Origin of the sequence: Saccharopolyspora hirsuta (assembly GCF_008630535.1) — a bacterium.
GTDB lineage: Bacteria > Actinomycetota > Actinomycetes > Mycobacteriales > Pseudonocardiaceae > Saccharopolyspora > Saccharopolyspora hirsuta.
In genome coordinates, this window is the sequence record NZ_VWPH01000004.1 from 300,657 (window position 1) to 320,197 (window position 19,541).

16 protein-coding genes are annotated in these 19,541 nt (G+C 72.9%); 5 read left to right on the top strand and 11 right to left on the bottom strand.

Annotated features, from left to right (window positions below; genetic code table 11):
• Nucleotides 1-54: 54 nt before the first annotated feature.
• Together F1721_RS09895 and F1721_RS09900 are read left to right on the top strand one after the other, a co-directional pair.
• Entirely contained in the window at nt 55-846 is a 792-nt protein-coding gene (locus F1721_RS09895) for a hypothetical protein (RefSeq protein WP_150066296.1), read from the top strand.
• Nucleotides 843-1,877, top strand: a complete 1,035-nt coding sequence (locus tag F1721_RS09900; protein ID WP_150066297.1) for a 3-dehydroquinate synthase family protein — start codon at nt 843-845, stop codon at nt 1,875-1,877. The genes F1721_RS09895 and F1721_RS09900 overlap by 4 nt, the downstream gene beginning before the upstream one ends.
• 59 nt (nt 1,878-1,936) lie before the next feature.
• Here the strand turns inward: F1721_RS09900 and F1721_RS09905 are convergent, their stop codons facing one another.
• Genes F1721_RS09905 through F1721_RS09915 form a run of 3 tightly spaced genes read right to left on the bottom strand, consistent with a single transcriptional unit; the run spans nt 1,937 to nt 4,922 of the window.
• A complete protein-coding gene (locus tag F1721_RS09905) occupies nt 1,937-2,623 on the bottom strand; it encodes an HAD-IA family hydrolase (protein ID WP_211840401.1) in 687 nt (228 codons plus the stop codon).
• 32 nt (nt 2,624-2,655) lie between these two features.
• Nucleotides 2,656-3,762: a Gfo/Idh/MocA family protein gene (locus F1721_RS09910; RefSeq protein WP_246154601.1), complete on the bottom strand. Its 1,107-nt coding sequence runs from the start codon at nt 3,760-3,762 to the stop codon at nt 2,656-2,658.
• A complete protein-coding gene (locus F1721_RS09915) occupies nt 3,759-4,922 on the bottom strand; it encodes a DegT/DnrJ/EryC1/StrS family aminotransferase (protein WP_150066298.1) in 1,164 nt (387 codons plus the stop codon). Before F1721_RS09915 ends, F1721_RS09910 begins: the two co-directional genes overlap by 4 nt.
• Before the next feature lie 329 nt (nt 4,923-5,251).
• On the opposite strand from F1721_RS09915, the gene F1721_RS09920 reads away from it, so the two are divergent.
• A complete protein-coding gene (locus F1721_RS09920) occupies nt 5,252-5,686 on the top strand; it encodes a type II 3-dehydroquinate dehydratase (RefSeq protein ID WP_150066299.1) in 435 nt (144 codons plus the stop codon).
• A 66-nt stretch (nt 5,687-5,752) separates the two neighbouring features.
• Here F1721_RS09920 and F1721_RS09925 read toward each other — a convergent pair whose 3' ends face one another.
• On the bottom strand, nt 5,753-6,634 hold the full coding sequence (locus F1721_RS09925; protein WP_150066300.1) for an ROK family protein: 882 nt from the start codon (nt 6,632-6,634) through the stop codon (nt 5,753-5,755).
• 9 nt (nt 6,635-6,643) lie between these two features.
• Complete coding sequence (locus F1721_RS09930; RefSeq protein WP_150066301.1) at nt 6,644-7,021, bottom strand: DoxX family protein; 378 nt, start codon at nt 7,019-7,021, stop codon at nt 6,644-6,646.
• Between the two features lie 292 nt (nt 7,022-7,313).
• On the opposite strand from F1721_RS09930, the gene F1721_RS09935 reads away from it, so the two are divergent.
• Nucleotides 7,314-10,076: a helix-turn-helix transcriptional regulator gene (locus tag F1721_RS09935; RefSeq protein WP_150066302.1), complete on the top strand. Its 2,763-nt coding sequence runs from the start codon at nt 7,314-7,316 to the stop codon at nt 10,074-10,076.
• Nucleotides 10,077-10,275: 199 nt separating this feature from the next.
• Nucleotides 10,276-11,721 (top strand): MFS transporter, encoded by a 1,446-nt coding sequence (locus F1721_RS09940; protein ID WP_150066303.1) that lies wholly within the window; start codon nt 10,276-10,278, stop codon nt 11,719-11,721.
• A 56-nt stretch (nt 11,722-11,777) separates the two neighbouring features.
• Here F1721_RS09940 and F1721_RS09945 read toward each other — a convergent pair whose 3' ends face one another.
• From F1721_RS09945 to F1721_RS09970, 6 genes are read right to left on the bottom strand one after another with little or no spacing between them, the layout of a single operon-like run.
• The gene (locus tag F1721_RS09945; protein ID WP_150066304.1) at nt 11,778-12,785 is read right to left on the bottom strand and encodes an LLM class flavin-dependent oxidoreductase; all 1,008 of its coding nucleotides are present in this window, start codon (nt 12,783-12,785) and stop codon (nt 11,778-11,780) included.
• Entirely contained in the window at nt 12,778-13,989 is a 1,212-nt protein-coding gene (locus tag F1721_RS09950; protein WP_150066305.1) for an acyl-CoA dehydrogenase family protein, read from the bottom strand. The genes F1721_RS09945 and F1721_RS09950 overlap by 8 nt, the downstream gene beginning before the upstream one ends.
• Before the next feature lie 32 nt (nt 13,990-14,021).
• Entirely contained in the window at nt 14,022-15,602 is a 1,581-nt protein-coding gene (locus F1721_RS09955; RefSeq protein WP_150066306.1) for a dipeptide ABC transporter ATP-binding protein, read from the bottom strand.
• Complete coding sequence (locus F1721_RS09960) at nt 15,599-16,426, bottom strand: ABC transporter permease (protein WP_150066307.1); 828 nt, start codon at nt 16,424-16,426, stop codon at nt 15,599-15,601. The genes F1721_RS09955 and F1721_RS09960 overlap by 4 nt, the downstream gene beginning before the upstream one ends.
• Nucleotides 16,423-17,364: an ABC transporter permease gene (locus tag F1721_RS09965; RefSeq protein ID WP_170301433.1), complete on the bottom strand. Its 942-nt coding sequence runs from the start codon at nt 17,362-17,364 to the stop codon at nt 16,423-16,425. Before F1721_RS09965 ends, F1721_RS09960 begins: the two co-directional genes overlap by 4 nt.
• Nucleotides 17,364-19,001, bottom strand: coding sequence for an ABC transporter substrate-binding protein (locus F1721_RS09970; protein ID WP_150066308.1), 1,638 nt, complete (start codon nt 18,999-19,001; stop codon nt 17,364-17,366). Before F1721_RS09970 ends, F1721_RS09965 begins: the two co-directional genes overlap by 1 nt.
• Between the last annotated feature and the right edge of the window lie 540 nt (nt 19,002-19,541).

The window sequence follows — 19,541 nt, forward strand, 5'->3', positions numbered from 1 at the left end:
ACCGCACATTCGCCGAGGTGCTTTGCGTTGACGCGCGACTGGTCAGTACTTCTCGTGCACGAAACCCAGACCCCCGAACAGGAATCCACCACCGAGGAACTCGTCCCGGCGTTGCACGGGCTCGTGACGCGCATCCGAGCAGCGGATGCGCGCAGCCGCTGGTTCTTCGAACGGCACGACCGCATCGAACCCGTTCTCGCCCTGTGGTCGCGCACCACCGGGGACGCGCGCGCCGAAGCCGCGCGCGAGGTCGCGGCCGAGCACCAGCGGATCCGCATCCACCCCGGCGATTTCGACGCCGATCCCGCGGCGTTGTCCGGAACCGCCCTGGGCCTCGCCGAAGCGGCCAGCGAACTCGCGCTGCAGGTCCTGCGCGACGGCGGGCTGCCCGCCACCCGGCAGGTGCCGTTCGCCGCCCTGCACCTGCACCGCCTGATCGGCCACGTCGCCGCGCCGAAGCGCGCGGCGTTCCTGTTCCAGTGCTGGCAGAGCTGGTCCGCCGCGCTCGAACCGGACCAGCGCGTCGCACTGCTGCAGCAGGCCGACCGGCACCTCGACGACGTGCTCGCCGCGGTGCCCGCCGAGGAGGCCGGGTCCGCCTGGTCGCAGTACCTCAAGTCGGTGGACGCGCTCGTCGCGGCCACCACCGCTTCGGAATCCCCGCCGTTGAACTACCTGCTGTTCGACCACGCCCGCCGCACCCACCTGCGGCTCGGCGTCCCGGAACCGGTCCAGGCGCTCGCCGCCCGGACGCTGCGGACCGCGCTGCGGGCCGGGCTCGACGACCGGGCACCCGCTCCGGAACCCGGCCGCACCGAACTGGCACTGGAAGGAGCCCGACCATGACCGCGCACGCCGAGCTGGCAGCCACCCGGATCGAGGTGGAGCTGGGCGAACGCAGCTACACCGTGCACATCGGTTCCGGGGTGCGGAACACCCTGCCCGACCTGGTGGCCGCGCTGGGGGCGAAGCGCGCCGCGATCGTGACCGCCCGGCCACCGGAACTCCTGCCGGACCTCGGGATCCCCGCGCTGGTGCTGCGGGCCCAGGACGGCGAGCACGACAAGACCCTGGCCACGGTCGAGTCGACGTGCCGCCAGTTCGCCGAGTTCGGCCTGACCCGCTCCGACGTGGTGATCTCCTGCGGCGGCGGGACCGTCACCGACTCGGTCGGCCTGGCGGCGGCGCTGTACCACCGGGGCGTGCCGGTCGTGCACCTGCCGAGTTCGCTGCTGGCCCAGGTCGACGCGAGCGTCGGCGGCAAGACCGCCGTCAACCTCCCGGAGGGCAAGAACCTGGTCGGCGCGTACTGGCAGCCCAAGGCGGTGCTCTGCGACACCGACCTGCTCAGCACGCTGCCCGCCCGGGAGTGGACCAACGGCTACGGCGAGATCGCCCGCTGCCACTTCATCGGCGCCGGCGACCTGCGCGGTCTGCCGCTGCCGGAGCAGATCGCCGCCAGCGTGGCGCTCAAGGCGTCGGTGGTGATGTCCGACGAACGAGACAACGGGCGCCGCCACCTGCTCAACTACGGCCACACGCTGGGGCACGCCTTGGAGCGCGCGACGGATTACGCGCTGCGCCACGGCGAAGGGGTCGCCATCGGCACGGTGTTCGCAGGTCGCCTGGCCGCCGCGCTCGGCAGGGTGTCCGAGCAGCGCGCGGCCGAGCACCTCGACGTCGTCCGGCACTACGACCTGCCGTGGCGGCTGCCCGCCGAGGTCGGCACCGAGCAGCTGATCGACCTGATGCGCCTGGACAAGAAGGCCACCTCCGGCCTGGCGTTCGTGCTCGACGGCACCGGCGGGCCGGACCTGGTGCAGGACGTGCCGGAACAGCTGGTCGCCGAAACCCTCGCCGCGATGCCGCGCGGCTGAACCGCCACGCAGAAGGCCCCGGACCTGGAACTTGGTCCGGGGCCTTCCGCGTGATCGCGTCAGCTCGACGCGGCAACCAGCGCCAGCACCTCGCCGGGGGCGTTCACCACCGCATCCGGGTTCTCCGCCAGCAGGAGGTCCACTTCGGCCTCCCCCCACGTGGCGGCGACCGCGGCGACGCCCGCACCGCGGGCCGCGGCCAGGTCGGTGGTCGCGTCACCGATCATCACCGCCCGCTGCGCCGGGGTGCCCAGCAGGTCCAGCGCGCGAAACACGATGTCCGGGGCCGGTTTCGCCCGCGGCACCTCATCGGACCCGATGACGTGCTCGAAGTGCCGCAGGACGCCGAGCCCGTCCAGCAGCGAGCGGGCCCGGGGGCCGCTCTTGCCCGTCGCCACCGCCATCCGGACGCCGAGCGCGCTCAGGTCCGACAGCAGCTCGCGGACCCCGTCGAACAGCTGCACCCGCCCGGCCAGCCGGTAGCTCTCGCGGACGAACGGCTCCTCCATCTCCAGCGGCAGGCCCATGATCCGCATGATGTCCGGGAAGTAGCGGCCCAGGTGCTTGCGGTACTCCTCGAACGGTGCCTCGCCGTCGCCGACGACCTCGGCGTACGCCGCGGCGAACGCCTCCTGCATGACGGCGAAGCTGTCCACGAGCACGCCGTCCAGGTCGAACACCACGGCCGAGATGCGCTCCTGGGCGAGCAACGGGCTCGCCCGCAGGATCGTCGTGTTCCGGTCCACTCGCGATTCCTCCAGGTAGCTCCGCTGCGGGATCACGACCGGGCGCGACCGGCCGAGGTGTAGACCCGGTCGATCACGCCGATCGTGCTTCTGGCCTCGGCGATCGCGCGGCCGCGCGCCGCGGGATCGGCCAGCGACGACGCCAGCTCGTCCAGCTGGTGGTGGTACTCGACCCCGATCGCCTCGTGCCGCACGTCGATCCGCTCCGGTTCGCCGTCGCGGACCAGCGTCAGCACCGGCCCGCCGTCCCGGTTCGGGCTGAACCCGAACGTGCAGCGCAGTTCGGCGGTACCGGCACTGCCCTCGACGCGGATGGCGGTGACGTCCCGGGGTTCGTGCGAGGCCCAGCTCGCCCGCAGCGACACCGCCGTCCCGCGGTCGGTCACCAGGAAGGCCCGCGCGGTGTCCTCGACGTCACCGCCCGCGGCGACCGGATCGTCCTTGCGCCACACCGCCCGCCACGCGCCGTCGTGCAGGAAGTCGTCGCTGACAACGCCGACGACCTGATCGACCTCGACCGGCCCGAGCAGCGCGGTCAGCACGTCCAGCAGGTGCCAGCCCAGGTCCACCAGGGCACCACCACCGGCCGTGCGCTGATCGGTGAACCAGCCGCCGGCGCTGGGAACTCCGCGGGAGCGCACCCAGGACAGCCCGACGTGCCGGACGGTGCCGAGCTTGGGCACCAGCTCGGCCAGGGCCCGCACGTCGGCCCGGCAGCGGGCGGCGCTGCCCGCCAGCAGGACCGCACCGCCGGACCGCTCGGCCGCGGCGAGCTCGTCCGCCTCGACCGCGTTGAGGCACACGGGCTTCTCCAGGAACACCGGGATCCCCCGGGTGAGCAGGTCGCACGCCACCGCGCTGTGCAGGTGGTTGGGCACCGCGACGACCGCCAGGTCGACGTCCGCCGCGCTCAATTCGTCCACAGTGGACATGACGGTCAGGTCCGGGTGCTCGCGCCGGACCGACGCCCGCACCACCGCGTCGGGATCGACCGCCGCGGTGGTGGTGAACGCCGGGTGCTGCTCCAGCCGCGGCAACCAGATGTTGCGCGCGGCCCACCCCATCCCCACCACCGCGGTCCGGATGCCGGGCGCACCCGGACCGCGGGTGGTGCCGGGCCGTGCTGCCCCGCCGCTCACGACGTCGCCACGGCGTCGGCGATGATCCCGGCGATCTCGTGCATCTGCTGCTCGGTGCCCAGCAGCGTGCGGTGGTGCAGCCAGATGCAGTCCTGGTTGATCGCTTCGGTGTTCGGGCAGCGCCGCGCGATGTCGTCGACAGTCTCGTCCGGGGCACCGGTCTCCCAGAAACCGTCGCACCGGTAGATGGCGCGGAACGCCGCGAACGCCGGAACGCCGCGTTCCACCAGGACGTCGACCAGCTCGTTGCGCCGCTGCTCGCTGATCCCCGGAATGCGGAACATCGCCATGTAGTGCGGGTTCCGGTCGCAGCGCTTGTCCCGGCCCTGCGGCACCACACCGGAGATCTCGGCCAGCAGGCTGGCCAGCAGCGGCCAGCGCTGCTCGCGCGTCTCGATCTGCTCCTCCAGGCGGCCCAGCTGAGCGCGCAGCACGCTCGCGGAGAACTCGTTGAGCCGGAAGTTGGAGCCGGACGTCTTGTGGAAGTAGTGCCGATCCGTCGGCGGGCGCCCGCAGCTGTGCCGCAGGAACGCCAGCTCGTGCAGCTCGGCGTTCGGGAACAGCACCGCCCCGCCCTCGCCGGCGGTCATCAGCTTGCCGTTCTGGAAGCTGAACGCGGCGACCGAGCCGAGCTCGCCGACCCGCTTGCCCTCCCACCGGGCGCCGTGCGCGTGCGCGGCGTCCTGCACGATCGCCACGCCCGCGTCGTCGGCGAGCTGCTGCAGGGCCGTCATGTCGGCGAAGTGACCGGCCATGTGCACCGGCATGATCGCCTTGGTGCGGTCGGTGATCGCGCGCCCGGTGGCCACGACGTCGATGCAGTACGTCTCCGGGTCGACGTCCACCGGGACGGCGACCGCGCCGAGCCGTTGCGCCGCCTGGGACGAGGAGATGAAGGTGAACGCCGGGACGATCACCTCGGTGCCGGGGCCGACGCCCAGCACCTGCAGCGCCAGCTCCAGCGCGTGGGTTCCGTTGGTCACCGCCAGGGCGTGCGAGGAACCGTGGTGCGCCGCGAACTCGCGCTCGAAGGCGTCGACCTCGCCGCCGCCCATGCGCCACCACTGGCCCTGGTCCAGCGCGCGGATCAACCCCGCGCGTTCCGCTTCGTCGTACTGGGGCCACGCCGGGAGTTCCGATGCCTGCCGTGCACCGCTCATGGTTCTCCAATTCGAATCTGCAAGACCCGGGAAATGAACAAGAGGCGATTTGCCGATCGCGGTTCAGCGACAAAACCGATCGCGGCAGCAGAACCGGTGACGACGATCCTGGAGGGCGTCGGTGACGAGTCATCCGCGAACGCCCAGCACGCTACCGCAGGCCCGCTACCACGTCATCTCCCCTAGCACCCCCCTAGAATCCCCTTATTCCGGGGAGCCGGGTCGCGCGCGTTCTCCAGTAGCGCGACCGGTGCTATAACGAGGAGGTCCGAGCACTCCGCGCACCATTCCTCGCGCGCGGAAATCCGTCCCGACCACCGAGGTGGACGTTGCGAGAACTGCTTCTCCTGAACGGACCGAACCTGGGAATTCTGGGCAAGCGGGAACCCGAGGTGTACGGCACCGAAACGCTGGCCGACATCGAAGCCGCGGTTTCCGAGGAGGTCGCCCCGCGGGGCTGGCGGGTGCGCTCCGTGCAGCACGACTGCGAAGGGGCCCTCGTCAGCACCATCCACGAGAGCTACGAAACCGCGGGGGCCATCGTGAACCCCGGCGCGCTGATGATCGCGGGGTGGAGCCTGCGCGACGCGCTGGCCAACTACCCGAACCCGTGGATCGAGGTGCACCTGTCCAACGTGTGGGCGCGGGAGAGCTTCCGGCACGAGTCGGTCATCGCGCCGCTGGCCACCGGGCTGATCGCGGGACTGGGCGCAGCTGGCTACCGCCTCGCGGCCCGGGCGCTGCTGGGCGTGGTCGAGGACTAGACGGCGGAGGTGGTGGGGGCACCCGGGGTTCCCCCACCACCTCTTGAAATCCCGCTCAGAGCGGGCTCAGCCCTGGCGCCCCAGGAGGAGCGCTCCGTGCAGGGAGGACAGCCCGCCGAGCGCCGCCTGGCGGACCTCCGGCAGCGGGTGTCCCGGACGGGCCAGCGCGGCGACGTGCTGGGCCACCGAATCGGTGAACCCCGGCAGTCCCGCGGCGAACCCGCCGCCGATCAGGACGAGCTCGGGGTGCAGCAGTTCGGCCGTGCTGACGGCGACCGAGGCCAGTGCGGCGCATCCCGCTCCGACCGCCGCCGTCGCCCAGTCCTGCCTGTCGAGCCAACCCCGGCGCAACTCGTCGAAACCGGTGTCCTCGCCGCGCGCTCGACCAGCGCGGCGCAGGATCGCGGGCCCGGACGCCACCGCCTGCAGGCAGCCGCGGCGACCGCAGACGCACGGCGGCCCCGCCGGGTCGGCGATCACGTGGCCGAGCTCGCAGGAACCGCGCTCCGGGCCGGGCACCGGACGCCCGCCGAGCACGACGCCGCCGCCGACCCCGGTGCCCACGCCGAAGTAGACCACGTCGGGGCTGCCCGCCCGGTCGGCCTCCGCCAGCGCCGCGAGATCACCGTCGTCGGCCGTGCGCGCGGGCACCCCGGGGAACAGCTCGGCGAGCACACGGGCCCAGTCCAGACCGGTCCAATGTGGCCGGTTCGGCCAGCTCGTCACCCGGCCCGCGCCGTCCACCGCGGCCGGGAGCGCGATCCCGACCCGCTGCGGTGCACCGGCCGCCTCCCTGGCGGTGGCCACGCCCGCGCGCAGGACGTCGAGGTCCTCCCGCACATCGCCGGACGCCGACCAGGTCACCGCGGTCTCGTACGGCTCGGGCGCGCCGCCCTCGACCCGGAAGGCGATCTTGGTGCCGCCGATGTCGATGCCCCAGCTGCTCATGCGACCGCGTCAGTCCGCGACCGCCGCCGCCGACCCGCCGCGCACGCCCTGGCGGAAGTGCAACACCGCGGTGGCCGCGGCGAGCACCAGCAGGACGACCGGCAGCAGCCCGTTCACCAGCAGGTCGCCCTGCAGCACGTGGAATCCGACGGCGCCGACCAGCAGCACCGCCAGGCCGAGCGCGGCCAGCGCACCGAGGATCCGGATCCGGAACCCGGCCAGCAGCCCCAGCGCCCCCGCCACTTCGAGCACGCCGATGACCACCACCATCGCGGACGGCAGGCCGAGCTGGGCGACGAACACCTGCGTGTTGAAGATCTTCATCCCGCCGATCGCCAGGAAGGCCAGGGCCAGCACCACCGAGAGGACGCCGAGCACGATTCGCATCGCAGTACTCCTGAATTCGCGTATTTCGTCCCGCGCAGATTATCCGCCCCACCAGCGCGCCCCGGGGAACCATTTCCACCCGACGCCCACCGACCGGTAATCGGGCACCCACTCCTCGGTAGTGTGTAGTGATCGTCACCCCAGCACGGGTAACACCACCGGACACCGATTCGGCAATGGGCGCGCAGTTCTCCGGGAGTGGGCGCGAAGACCGGGAACCCGCTCGGCGCGTTGCTAACGTCGGGTCCCGGATGTTTCCGGTTGACAACTGAAGTGGCGGGGTACGGCACCTATGAGCCTGAACGGAGTTGAAGCGAAAGAAGTCGCACAACCGAAATCCCCTCTCGCGGAGCGCGACGCGCAGCTCGACATTCTGCGGCGAGCGCAGGAGGACTGCCTGCGGAGCCGGGGATCGGTGGTGCTCGTCGAAGGTCCGCTCGGGAGCGGGAAGACCGAATTGCTGCGCATCGCCGCGCAGCAGGCGGAGGCCGTCGGCTTCCGGGTGCTGCGCGCGGTGTGCGACGAGGACGAGCGCGATCTGCCGTGCGGTGCGGTCGCGCAACTGGTGCGCGGGATCGGCGAACGGTCCGCCGACCGGGCGGGCGCCCGCCTCGTCGACGGGATGGCGGACGCGGAACCCCGGCTGGCCAGGGTCTTCCAGCAGTTGTGCGCGACGGTGCTGAACGAGTCCGCGCACACCCCCTTGCTGATGTCCGTCGACGACGTGCAGCACCTGGACGAGGAGTCCGCGAGCTGGCTGCTCCAGCTGATCCGCCGGTCGGCGTCCTCGCGCGTGATGGTGGTGCTCACCGGAGAGCTCGGGCGCGCACCCCAGCGGTTGCGGGCCGAACTGCGCCGCCACGCGCACTTCCGGCGGACCAGCCTCGCGCCGCTGTCCCCCGGCGGCGTCACGACCGTGCTGCAACGCCGGGTCGACGATGTGACCGCCCAGCGGCTCAGCACGGTCTTCCACTCCCTCACCGGGGGAAACCCGCTGCTGCTCAACGCGGTCATCGATGACCACGAGCAGGCGACCGCACCTCGCAACCACGACCTCGCGCTGCTGAGCTGCCTGCACCGCGGCGGCGAGCTGATGCGCGACGTCGCACGCGCGCTCGCCGTGCTCGACAGCGATGCCGACCCCGCCGACCTCGCGCGCCTCGTCCGAGCCAGCACCGCTGACGTGCGCGACGTCCTCGAAGCCATGTCCGCCTCGGGGTTGCTCGACGAGGGACGGCTGCGCAGCACGCAGGCCGTCGCCGCGGTGCTGGACGAGGTCGGCCCCGACGACCTGCGGGGGCTGCACTGGCGGACGGCCGAGCTGCTGCACGACCGCGGTGCGGAAGCGGCGCTGATCGCCGCGCAGCTGGTCGAGTCCGGCTCGGCCGACGCGCCTTGGGCGCAGCGGGCGCTGCGGGAGGCCGCCGAGCTCGCGCTGCTGGAGGGTTCGGCGGAATGCGCGGCGCGATACCTGGAACTGGCCCACGATTCCACGGACAGCCCCCAGGAACGCGCCGCGATCCGGGCCCGGCTTGCCGAGGCCGAGTGGCGGCTCAAGCCGTCGTCGGTGCTGCGGCACCTGGCGCCGCTGACGGCGGCTGCCTCGGCCGGTCGGCTGGATCGGGTCGACCACGTCGTGCTCGTCCGCCAGCTGCTCTGGCACGGCAAGAACGACGAGGCCCAGCAGGTGCTGCGCCGCCTCCGCAACGCCGAGGACGAGCACGCCTGCGGGCAGCTGCACGACGTCGAGTCGTGGCTGGCCTACTCGCACCCGGCGCTGGCCCACCAGCGACAGGAGCGGACCCCCTGCGCGCAACCGGAAGTTCCGCACTCCGCAGGCGACGACCCCTGGCTGCACTCCACCGCCGTGCTGGCCGACGTGCTGGCGCGCGGACGCAGCCACGAAGCCGTCGAGCACGCCGAACGGGTCCTCCGCGACGTCCACCCCACACGCACCGCAGTTTGGTCGGAGGAGGCCACCACGTTCGCCCTCATGGCCCTGCTGCACGCCGAGCGCGCCGACACCGCGGCCGAGTGGTGCCGACGGCTGGAGTCCGGGGAGCAGCGCGGCAGACCGCCGTGGAAGGCGCTGATCTCCGGTGTCCGCGCGGAAATCGCGGCCCGGCGCGGCGAGAGCGCCACCGCGGTCGAGCACGCCGAGGCCGCGCTGCAGCACATGCCGCCGCAGGCGTGGGGGGTGGCGATCGGGTTGCCCCTGAGCACCCTCGTGCTGGCCAACACCCGGCTCGGCCGGTTCGACGAAGCAGCCCGGCACCTGGCCCGCCCGGTATCCGACGCCGTGTTCCGCAGCCGGTACGGGTTGCACTACCTGCAGGCCCGGGGCCAGTACTACCTCGCGACCCGGCACGGGCACGCCGCCCTGGCGGACTTCCTGGCCTGCCGGGACCTGACGCGCGACTGGGGGCTGGCGCAGTCCGGCCTGGTCCCCTGGCGCATCAACGCGGCGGAGGCGTGGTTGCTGCTGGGCAACACCGACGAAGCCAAACGGCTGCTGTACGACGAACTCGCGCAGGCGGGCACCGAGCAGCGGCGCAGCCGCGGCACGGCGCTGCGGTTGGTCGCCGCCACCAACCCGCCGCGGCGCCGCCCGCAGCTGCTCGGTGAGGCGCTGGACCTGCTGGAGCAGGTCGGCGACCGGTACGAGCAGGCCCGGGTGCTCGCCGATCTGGGCCGCGCCCACCACGAGCTGAAGGACAACCGCCGCGCCCGGCGGATGTTCAGCCGCGCCTGGCACCTGGCCAACGCGTGCGGAGCGGCGGCGTTGTGCGACGAGCTGCTGTCGGCCGGTGGTCAGGTGGCGTCGGCGACCGCGGTGTCCGATGCCGACGACCGGGCGGCGCTGCTGACGGAGTCGGAGCGCAGGGTTGCTTCGCTGGCGGTCATGGGCTACACCAACCGGGAGATCGCGGAGAAGTTGTTCGTCACGGCGAGCACGGTGGAGCAGCACCTCACCCGGGTCTTCCGCAAGCTCGGCGTGAAGCGGCGCGAGAACCTGCCGGTGGACCTGTGGGGCACCGCGGTCCGCACCGCATGACCCGCTCCCCCCGACGTGTGATCGTCGTCGCCGCCCGCGCGGTGCCCGGCGCTCCTCCCCGGACGGACACATCGATGTTCCCGGGACACAAGAAAGTGCCTTCTTCCTCAGGTCCGCGCCGCGCCGCACACTGGCGGTCGACCGGCATCCAGTTCCCCCGCATCCACCGGAAGATCCGTTCCACCGAGGAAAGGACATCGTGAACGAGACAGCCGCCCGGTCGGTTCCCCGGCCCGGCCTCATCCTCGCGCTGCTGGCCTTCGGCCAGTTCATGACCGCCATCGACTTCGACATCGTGTTCGTCGCGCTCCCGGAGATCGGTCGCCAGCTGGACTTCTCCGAGCAGTCCCTGCAAGCGGTGGTCAGCGCCTACACCGTGGTGTTCGGCGGTTTCCTGCTGCTCGGCGGGCGAGCCGCCGACCGGCTGGGCGCGCGGCGCATGTTCGCGCTCGGCCTGCTGCTGTTCGGCGCTTCCTCGCTCGCCGCGGGGCTGGCGGTCAACCCCGCGATGCTCGTCATCTCCCGCGCCGTGCAGGGATTCGGCGCCGCCCTGCTCACCCCGTCGACGCTGAAGCTGATCACCACCAGCTTCGCGGAAGGGCCGAGCCGCAACAAGGCGATGGCCATCTGGGGCGCCGCCGGTGCTTCCGGCGCCGCGGTGGGCGCGCTCGGCGGCGGCGTGCTCACCAGCCTGCTCGGCTGGGAGTGGGTCTTCTTCGTCAACGTCCCGCTGGTCGTGCTGGCGCTGGCCGCCACCCCGTGGCTGCTGTCCGCGGACGCCTCCCCCGCCGGGGCGAGCGGTTTCGACCTGCCGGGCGCGCTGGTGGCCACCGCGGGCGCGACGCTCGTGGTCTTCGGCCTGGTCAGCGGGCCGGACACCGGGTGGTTCACGCTGCAGGGCGGCGGCGCGGTGCTCGTCGGCGCGGTGCTGCTGGGCCTGTTCCTGCTGATCGAGTCCCGCACCCGGGACCCGCTGGTCCCGCTGCGGCTGTTCGCCAACCGCAACGTGGTCGCCGCCATCGCCGTGATCTTCGTGTTCATGGGCACGGTCGGCACCCAGTACTACCTGTTCACCACCTACCTGCAGACCGTCCTCGGCTACACCCCGCTGCAGGCCGGGTTCGCCTTCCTGCCGCTGAGCCTGTTCAGCATGACCGCGTCGGCCAAGGTGGTCCCGTTCATGCTCAACCGGTTCGGCATCCGCACCACGCTGGCCACCGGCATGATCGGCGTGGCCGCCTCGATGGTCGCGCTGGCCCTGGGCATGTCGACCACGGGCACCTACTGGGCGGTGCTGCCCGGCGTGGTGCTGTGGGGCCTGTTCGCGGGTCTGTCGTTCCCGCCCATCTTCGTGGCCGTCTCGACCGGGGTCGCCCCGGAGCAGCAGGGCGTGGCCTCCGCGCTGGCCTCCACCTCGCAGTACATCGGTTCCGCGGTGGGCCTGGCGGCGCTGGTCGCGGTGGCCACCGCCGGTGTGGCGCCCGAGGCGGGCGCGGCGGAGGTCGTCGGCGGCCTGCAGCTGGCCGGGTGGGCCGCTGCGGCGGTCACCCTGCTCGGTGCCGTGATCGGCGTGCTGATCCTGCGCAAGCCGTCGGCGCCGGTTCCCGAGCCGTCGGCCAACGAGCAGGTCGCCGCGGAGAGCTGACCGACCGGGAGAGCAGTGGTGCGGAGGGTTTCGCCTTCCGCACCACCGCTTTTCGCTCACCGCTTCGCGAAGATCTCCAGCACGCGCGCGTAGGAGCGAATCCGCTCGTCGACGTCGGTCACGTTGTTGGTCAGCATCAGCTCGTCGGCCCCGGTCTCGGCCAGCAGCTCGTCGAGACGCCCCGAGACCTTCTCCGAGCCGCCGATGGCCTGCGCGGCGAAGAGCTGCTCGGCCCGCTGGCGCTCGTCGTCGGTCCACTCCTGCGCGGCAGCTTCCTTCGGCCCGGCGAACGGATCCGTGCGCGCGCCGCCGCCCACGCCCAGCGCCGACATGACGGCCGGTGCCGCGAGCCAGCGGGCGTGCTCGTCGTCCTCGCCGCAGACCACGTGCACCGTGATCATCGCGTACGGACTGCTGAGCGCTGGGCTGGGGCGGAACTCCTTGCGGTACGCGCTCAGCGCGGCTGCGGCGCCGCGCGCGCCGAAGAAGTGGTGGGCGAACGCGTAGGGCAGGCCCAGCAGTGCGGCCAGCTGCGCGCTCTGGACGCTGGAACCCAGCATCCACAGCTGAGGCGGCCGGGTGGGCTCGGGCACCGCCCGGATGTGCTCGTAGCGGTGCCCCGACGGGAAGGTCCCGCTCAGGAACCCGAGCAGATCGTCCACTTCGGAGTCGAACCGGTCCGCCGGGACGCGGCGCAGCGCTTCGGCGGTGGCCGGATCGGTGCCCGGCGCTCGGCCGACGCCCAGGTCGACCCGGCCCGGGAACAGCGCGGCGAGGGTGCCGAAGGACTCGGCCACCACCAGCGGCGGGTGGTTGGGCAGCATCACCCCGCCCGACCCGAGCCGGATCCGCTCGGTCGCCGCACCGATCGCGGACAGCAGCACCGCGGGCGCCGAGCTCGCGATGTTGCCCGTGTTGTGGTGCTCGGCCACCCAGAACCGGTGCAGGCCCGCGCCGTCGGCCCACCGCGCCACCTCGCGGGCAGCGGCGACCGAAGCCGCTTCGGAGGCACCGCGCTCCACAGGTGCCAGCTCCAGCAGGGAGAGCGCAACGCTGTCAGTCATCTTCGGGCTCCTCGATGTCGGTGCGACATGTTCCGTCCAAGAAGGACCGTCCGACCTCGGCGGCGTCGGGCGCGACGCGCGCGGAAAGCGCCCGCACATCGCGCCACAGCCGGGAGACCTCGGCCATGACGGCGTCATCGCCGCTGGTCACGTCGAAGACCCGGCTGGTGATCCCGGCGGCAGCGGCGGACGCGCGGTCCAGGGCCGCGGTCACCCGCGCGCGGTGCGCGCGCAGATCCCGCTCGGTCACGCTCGTGCGGCGGGCGTGCAGCACGTCGCCCTCCGCCGCGACCTCGTCGGCGAACGCCTCGGCCTGCCACAACCAGGCCACCAGCGAACCGAACGCGCCGTCCGTGCGACCGGCGTCGGCCCGCAGGTGCGCGGCGCTCACGTCCAGCGCTCCCCGGGCCAGCCCCAGGAAGACGTTGGCCAGCGCCAGATCCAGCGTCGGGTGCAGGAACTCGTTGTAGGGACGGGGCTGGAACTGCTTGTCCACGTGGCCGAGCGCACCGGTCCAGGGGATCGCCACGTCGTCCACCGCGACCCGCGCGGACACCGACCGCCGCAGGCCGAAGCCGTCCCGCTCCGCGGCCAGGCCGAAGCCCGGCTCGGTGGCCATCGCCAGCGCGCTGATCGGCACCTCGCGACCGGGAATGCGCCCTTCCAGCATCACGATGTCGCAGACCCGGCAGCCGACCGGGTCGGCGATCTCGCCGTTGAACACCATGTCCACCCCGGCGTCGCCGATCTCCAGCGTCGCCTCCCGCACCCGCGAGGGACCGCCGAACAACCACTTGGCCCGCACCGCGACCTCGCCGATGTGCTCGATCTTCTCCTCGGTGCCGATGAACTCGGCCAGCCACACCCACGCGTAGTGGTGCGCCAGCAGGTGGCCGATCGACCCGTCGGCGGCCGAGATCACGCGCACCGCGGCGTGCGCGACCGACCAGGACTGCCCGCCCCCGCCGTGCACGGCCGGCCCCAGCAGGGTCACCAGCCCGGCTTCCTTGAGCAGCTCGACCTCGGCGTGCGGCGGCTCCCCGGACCGGTCCCGCTCGGCGGCCCCGACGGCGAGCACCGCCGCCGCCTCCGCGGCCCGGGCCCGCCACTGCTCGCCGCAGGGGCCGACGGGCAGGGGCGGCCACTGCCGCGTCCGGAACGAGCCGTCGCCCAGCGGGCCGACGGCATCAGTGCTGTCAATCATGCCAACCTCGTCTGCTTGTGGAACACACTCGATCACCTCGCCCGATCGCCGTCGAGCAGGCCGGTGGACGGCGTCGCCTCGAGCAGCGAACGCGTGTACTCGTGCGCCGGAGCGGTGAACAGCTCCTCGGTGCCGCCCTGCTCGACGATCCGGCCGCCGCGCATCACCACCACCCGATCGCTGATCCGCCGCACCACGGCGAGATCGTGGGTGATGAACACCATCGCCACGCCCGTCTCGGCGCGCAGCCGGTCCAGCAGCTCCAGAACTTGCTGCTGCACCGAGACGTCCAGCGCCGAAACGGGTTCGTCGCAGACCAGCACCCGGGGTTGCGGGGCGAGCGCGCGGGCGATGGCCACCCGCTGCCGCTGCCCGCCCGACATGGCGTGCGGCCTGGCCCGCGCGAACTCCGGCCCCAGCCCCACCTGGTCGAGCAGCTGCCCGACCCGCTCGGCGCGGGCGGCGCGTGGCATCCGGCGCAGCGGTTCCCCGATGATCCGGGCGACCGTGTACCGGGGGTCGAAGGCGGACAGCGGATCCTGGTGCACCAGCTGGATCGCGCTGCGGCGCGGGCGGCGCGCCCGCTCGGACAGCCCCGACCAGTCCTCGCCGTCCAGCGACACCTCACCGGAGTCCGGGCGCAGCAGTCCCATCGCGATGCGGGCCAAGGTGCTCTTGCCGGAGCCGGACTCGCCGACCACGCCGAGCACTTCGCCCTCCCGCAGGGAGAACGAGACGTCGTCCACCGCGCGGACCGCGCCCTGCGGGCTCCGGTACGACTTGACGAGGTCGCGGCCGCTCAGCACGGTCCGCGCGGTCTCGGGGACCTTCCTCGGCGCGCGATCGCGGCCCCCGGACACCGCCTCCACCAGGCTCCGGGTCGTGGGGTGCGAGGGGTTGCGGAGCAGCTCGCCGGGCGTCCCGCTGTCGACGACCCGGCCGCCGCTCATGACCAGCACCCGGTCGGCCAGCCGGGCCACCACGCCCATGTCGTGGCTGACCAGCAGCAGCCCGCGGTCCTCCCGGGTGACGTCGGCGAGCAGCCGCAGCACCTGGTCCTGCACCACGACGTCGAGGGCGGTGGTGGGCTCGTCGGCGATGAGCAGCTGCGGTTCGCCCGCCAGCGCGGAGGCGATCAGCGCGCGCTGGCGCAGGCCTCCGGAGAGCTGGTGCGGGTAGCGGTGGCGCTGGGACTCCGGCTCGGGCACGCCCACCCGGGCGAGCAGGTCGACCACGCGCTCCCCGACCGCCGCACCGCGCACCCCGTTGCGGCGCAACACCTCGGCGATCTCGGCGCCCACTGTCCGCAGTGGATCCAGCGAGACCAGCGCGTCCTGCGACACCAGCGCGACCTGCCGCCCGCGCACCGAGCGCCACCGGCTCTCGGTGAAGCCGGTCGCGTCCACCCCGGCCACCTCCAGCCGCCGCGCGGTGACCCGGGCGCCGCGGCCCGCCAACCCGAGCAGCGAACGCACCGTGACGCTCTTGCCCGACCCGGACTCGCCGACCAGGGCGACGCACTCGCCCGGTCGCACCGACAGCGACACCCCGGACACCACGGCCGCACCGCGGCCGAAGCCCACCCTCAGGTCCTCCACGTTCAGCAGGCTCATCGCAGCACCCTCGCCTGGAGTCCCCGGCCGACCAACGTCACCACCACGACCAGCAGCACGATCGCCGCCCCGGGGGCCGCGGAGATCCACCACGCCAGTTGCAGGAAGTCCTTGCCGTCGGCGACCATCGCGCCCCAGTCGGCCTGCGGCGGCCTGGGGCCCAAGCCCAGCAGGCTCAGCCCCGACGCGGTGATGAGCGCGGTGCCCGCACCGATCGAGGCCAGCACCACGACCGGGCCGCTGACGTTCGGCAGCACGTGCCGCACCAGGTAGCGGGCCGGGTGCACGCCCAGCATCCGCGCCGCTTCGACGTACTCCGAGCGCAGCACCAGCAGTGCTTGGCCGCGCACCAGCCGGGCGTAGTTCGGGATCGCCGCGATCCCGATGGCGACCGCGGTGTTCACCACCCCGCCGCCGATCACGGCGACCACCAGCAGCGCCAGCAGCAGCTCGGGAAATGCCAGCAGCACGTCGACACCGCGCATCAGCACCGAGTCCGCGCGGGACCCGGCGATGGCCGACAGCAGCCCGATCAGCGCACCGCCCAGCACGCCGACGGCGGTGGCGAACACCGCGATCGCCACCGACAGCCGCGTGCCGTCCAGCAGCCGGGAGAGCACGTCGCGGCCCAGCTGGTCGGTGCCGAGCAGGTGCGCGGGGCTCGGCGCCTGCAGCACGTTGCGCAGGTCGGTGCGCTCCGGCGGGTAAGGGGTGAACCAGCCGGGGAACAGCACGACGAGCACGACCAGCAGCAGCGCCAGCCCGGCCAGCACGCCCAGCACCGCCGTCGTCCGGGAACCGCCGCTCGGTCGACCTCGGGTCATCGGGGCGCACCTCCTCGCAGCCGGGGATCGATGATCGGGTGCAGCAGGTCCACCACGATGTTGATCACGACGAACGCCGCCGCCGCGAGCACCACCAGGGCCAGCACCACCGGGATGTCGCGGGAGGACACCGCGTCGACCAGGACCCGCCCCAACCCGGGGCGGGCGAAGATGTTCTCCACCAGCACGGCACCGCCGAACAGGCTGCCCAGCACCCAGCCGGACAGCGTGGTCACCGGGAGCAGCGCGTGCCGCAACGTGTGCCGCAGCAGCAGCGCGGTCTCGGAGAGCCCCCGGGCCCGCGCGGTGAGCGCGAACGGCTTCACCTCGGCGGCTTCGAGCTCCTGCCGGATGACCTGCGCCAGCACACCGGCGAGCGGTACCGCCAGCGCCACCGCGGGCAGCACCAGCCCTTCGACGCCCTGCGCACCGACGGCCGGGAACCAGCTCAGCCCGAAGGAGAACACCGCGACCAGCACCATGCCCAGCCAGAACGGCGGGGTGGAGACCGCGACGAGCTCCACTGTGGACGCCGCAGCCCGGCCGAACCGGCCGCGACCGGCGGTCAGCACGGCGGCCAGCACCGCCAGCACGAGCGCGGTGCCCAGCGCGGCCAGCGCGAGTTCGACGGTCGGCCACACCTGCCCGGACAGCAGCCGGGACACCGGCTGGCTCTGCTGGTAGGAGTGCCCGAGGTCGCCGGTGAGCAGGTCGCCCGCGTACCGCAGGTACTGCACGAGAACCGGTTGGTCCAGCCCCGTTTCGGCGAGGATCTGCTGGCGCAGCTGCGGGGTGGCGGCCGTGCCCGGCCCCAGCACCGCGTCCACCGCGCTGCCCGGCACCAGCCGGATCGCCAGGAACGCCAGGGTCGCCGCCGCCCAGATCACCACCGCTCCGGCGAGCACTCGCCGCAGCACGAACCGGAGTACCGCACCCATCAGTCGCTCACCCACGTGTCGTAGAAGTTCGGCCAGGAGTGCGCGTCGAAGGTCAGCCCGCCCACCCGCTGGCTCACCGCCGTGTCGCGCGGCGCCACGTAGATCGGCACGGTGTAGGCCTGCTCGACGACCCGCCGCTGGACCAACCGCTGCAGCTCGGCGATCCGGGCCCGGTCCGAGGTCGCGTCGATCTGGTCGAGCCAGCCGTCCAGCACCGGGTCGTGCACCCGGCCGCCGTTGGCGCCGCCGTCGGCGAACTGCTTGTCGGTGTGGAAGAGGTTGCGGAGCGCGCCGAGATCACCGCCGCCCCAGGAGAAGGCGAACATCCCGTAGTCGCCGGTGCGGGTGCGCCGCATGCTCGCCGCCGAGTCCAGCGGCACGAGCACCAGCTCCACGCCGACCCGGCGCAGCTCGTCCTGCACCCCGATGTTCACCGTCTGGTTCTTGGTCGACACGAAGGACTGCACGAAGGGCATCTCGGCGGACAACCGCTGCCCGTTCCGGGTCCGGTAGCCCTGCTCGTCGCGCCCGGTGAACCCGGCCTCGTCCAACAACTTCCCGGCCAGCACCGGGTCGTAGCGCCAGCTGGACTCGACGCCCGGGTCGTACCCCGGTGTCGCCGGTGTCAGCGGTGACCAGGCGCGCTGGTACTCGCCCAGGAACACGCCCCGGGTGACCGCTTCGACGTCGATCGCGGCCTGCACCGCTCGGCGCACCCCCAGCTCGTCGAACGGCGGACGTTCGGTGTTCAGGTAGAAGGCGTACGGCGAACCCGGCGCGATCGACCGGACCAGCTCCACGGTCTGGTGGGCGCGGACCGCGGGGAGCCGTTCCGCCGGGACCTGGTCGGCCACGTCCACCTGCCCGGACAGCACCGCGCCGGTGCGCGAGGAGTCCTCGGTGACGATCTCGACGACCAGCTGCTCCAGGTACGCCGGGCCGCGGTGCGCGGCCGTCTCGGGCCCCCACCGGTAGTCGTCCCGGCGGCGGAAGGTGGCGCGCTGACCCGCTCGCAGCGCGCTGAAGGTGAACGGGCCGGTGCTGACCGTGAACGGTCCGCCGGAGGCCAGGTCGTCGGGGTGCTCCTGCAGCATCCGCGGCGAGTGGAACCCGAGGAACGTGGTGCTCGCGGCGCCCAGGAACGACGAGTACGGGCGCTCGAAGTGCACCGCCACCGAGTGCCGCCCCAGCACCTCGGTGCCCGCGTAGGGCCCGATCAGCCCCGCGGCGCGGCGGGAAGCCGTCTCCGGGGCGGTGATGCGGTCGAAGTTCAGCCGCACCGCCTCCGCGTCGAACGGGGTCCCGTCGCTGAACGTGACGTCCTCGCGCAGTTCGAAGGTGTACCGGCGCCCGTCCGGCGAGACCTGCCACGACCGGGCCAGCCAGGGCGCGAACGTCCCGTCCTCGCGCTGCACCACCAGCGAGTCGAACACGCCGCGCAGGATCAGCCCGGTCACGTCGGTCGAGGCGACGTGCGGATCCCAGCTCTCGCTGTCGACCGCGGCGGCGTAGGTCAGGGTGCCGCCGCGGCGCGGCGGTCCGCCGGCCGCGATCGGCGCCGGCCTCGAACACGCCGACACCACCGCCGCGGACATCCCGAGCGCCGCCAGGCGCAGCACTGAACGCCGGTCGTGCATCGACCTACTTCCCTCGCTGATCGGTGACTTTCGCCGGACCCCGCCGTCGGGCGGCGCATTCCGCCCGCCGCGGGCGGTCGTCGGCGCATCCGCCGCCCCAGTCTGGCCCGATCAGCCCGCACCCGACCCCCTTGTTCCGCCCCCTACTCCCCCCAGTCCGCGCACCGCACGATCGGCGCGCCGAGCTGGCAAATGAGGAAATCTCCTTTTCACGGAAATGTCACGTCCTCTTCCCCGCGACGAGTGCGGGTACCGCCGATCAGCGGCGCGGCGAACTCCGGAGAAAGTGGGCCGAATGCGCCAACCGCCGCTGGACGGGGCAATTTCCGTCCCAGGAAATGGAACTCACCCGAATCTCCGCGCGTTTTGATACGCCGAACGAGTAGTTTTTGCGCTGGTGCAATTGGAGGGGGACCGGCCCGGCGGGGCGGACGCGGGGACGAACAGCGGGAGGAAGCGCGGCACGATGTCGACGAGGACGAGTTCCCACGGCACTTCGCGGAACAGGCGTGGGCCGCACCGGTCCGGCCAACGCCCTGG

What these genes read in the sequence shown, in the direction of transcription:
- F1721_RS09915 (WP_150066298.1), bottom strand. Translation starts at nt 4,922, where the DNA reads ATGAGCGGTGCACGGCAGGCATCGGAACTCCCGGCGTGGCCCCAGTAC.
- F1721_RS09935 (WP_150066302.1), top strand. Translation starts at nt 7,314, where the DNA reads ATGAGCCTGAACGGAGTTGAAGCGAAAGAAGTCGCACAACCGAAATCC.
- F1721_RS09925 (WP_150066300.1), bottom strand. Translation starts at nt 6,634, where the DNA reads ATGAGCAGCTGGGGCATCGACATCGGCGGCACCAAGATCGCCTTCCGG.
- F1721_RS09945 (WP_150066304.1), bottom strand. Translation starts at nt 12,785, where the DNA reads ATGACTGACAGCGTTGCGCTCTCCCTGCTGGAGCTGGCACCTGTGGAG.
- F1721_RS09960 (WP_150066307.1), bottom strand. Translation starts at nt 16,426, where the DNA reads ATGACCCGAGGTCGACCGAGCGGCGGTTCCCGGACGACGGCGGTGCTG.
- F1721_RS09955 (WP_150066306.1), bottom strand. Translation starts at nt 15,602, where the DNA reads ATGAGCCTGCTGAACGTGGAGGACCTGAGGGTGGGCTTCGGCCGCGGT.
- F1721_RS09970 (WP_150066308.1), bottom strand. Translation starts at nt 19,001, where the DNA reads ATGCACGACCGGCGTTCAGTGCTGCGCCTGGCGGCGCTCGGGATGTCC.
- F1721_RS09950 (WP_150066305.1), bottom strand. Translation starts at nt 13,989, where the DNA reads ATGATTGACAGCACTGATGCCGTCGGCCCGCTGGGCGACGGCTCGTTC.
- F1721_RS09900 (WP_150066297.1), top strand. Translation starts at nt 843, where the DNA reads ATGACCGCGCACGCCGAGCTGGCAGCCACCCGGATCGAGGTGGAGCTG.
- F1721_RS09930 (WP_150066301.1), bottom strand. Translation starts at nt 7,021, where the DNA reads ATGCGAATCGTGCTCGGCGTCCTCTCGGTGGTGCTGGCCCTGGCCTTC.
- F1721_RS09965 (WP_170301433.1), bottom strand. Translation starts at nt 17,364, where the DNA reads ATGGGTGCGGTACTCCGGTTCGTGCTGCGGCGAGTGCTCGCCGGAGCG.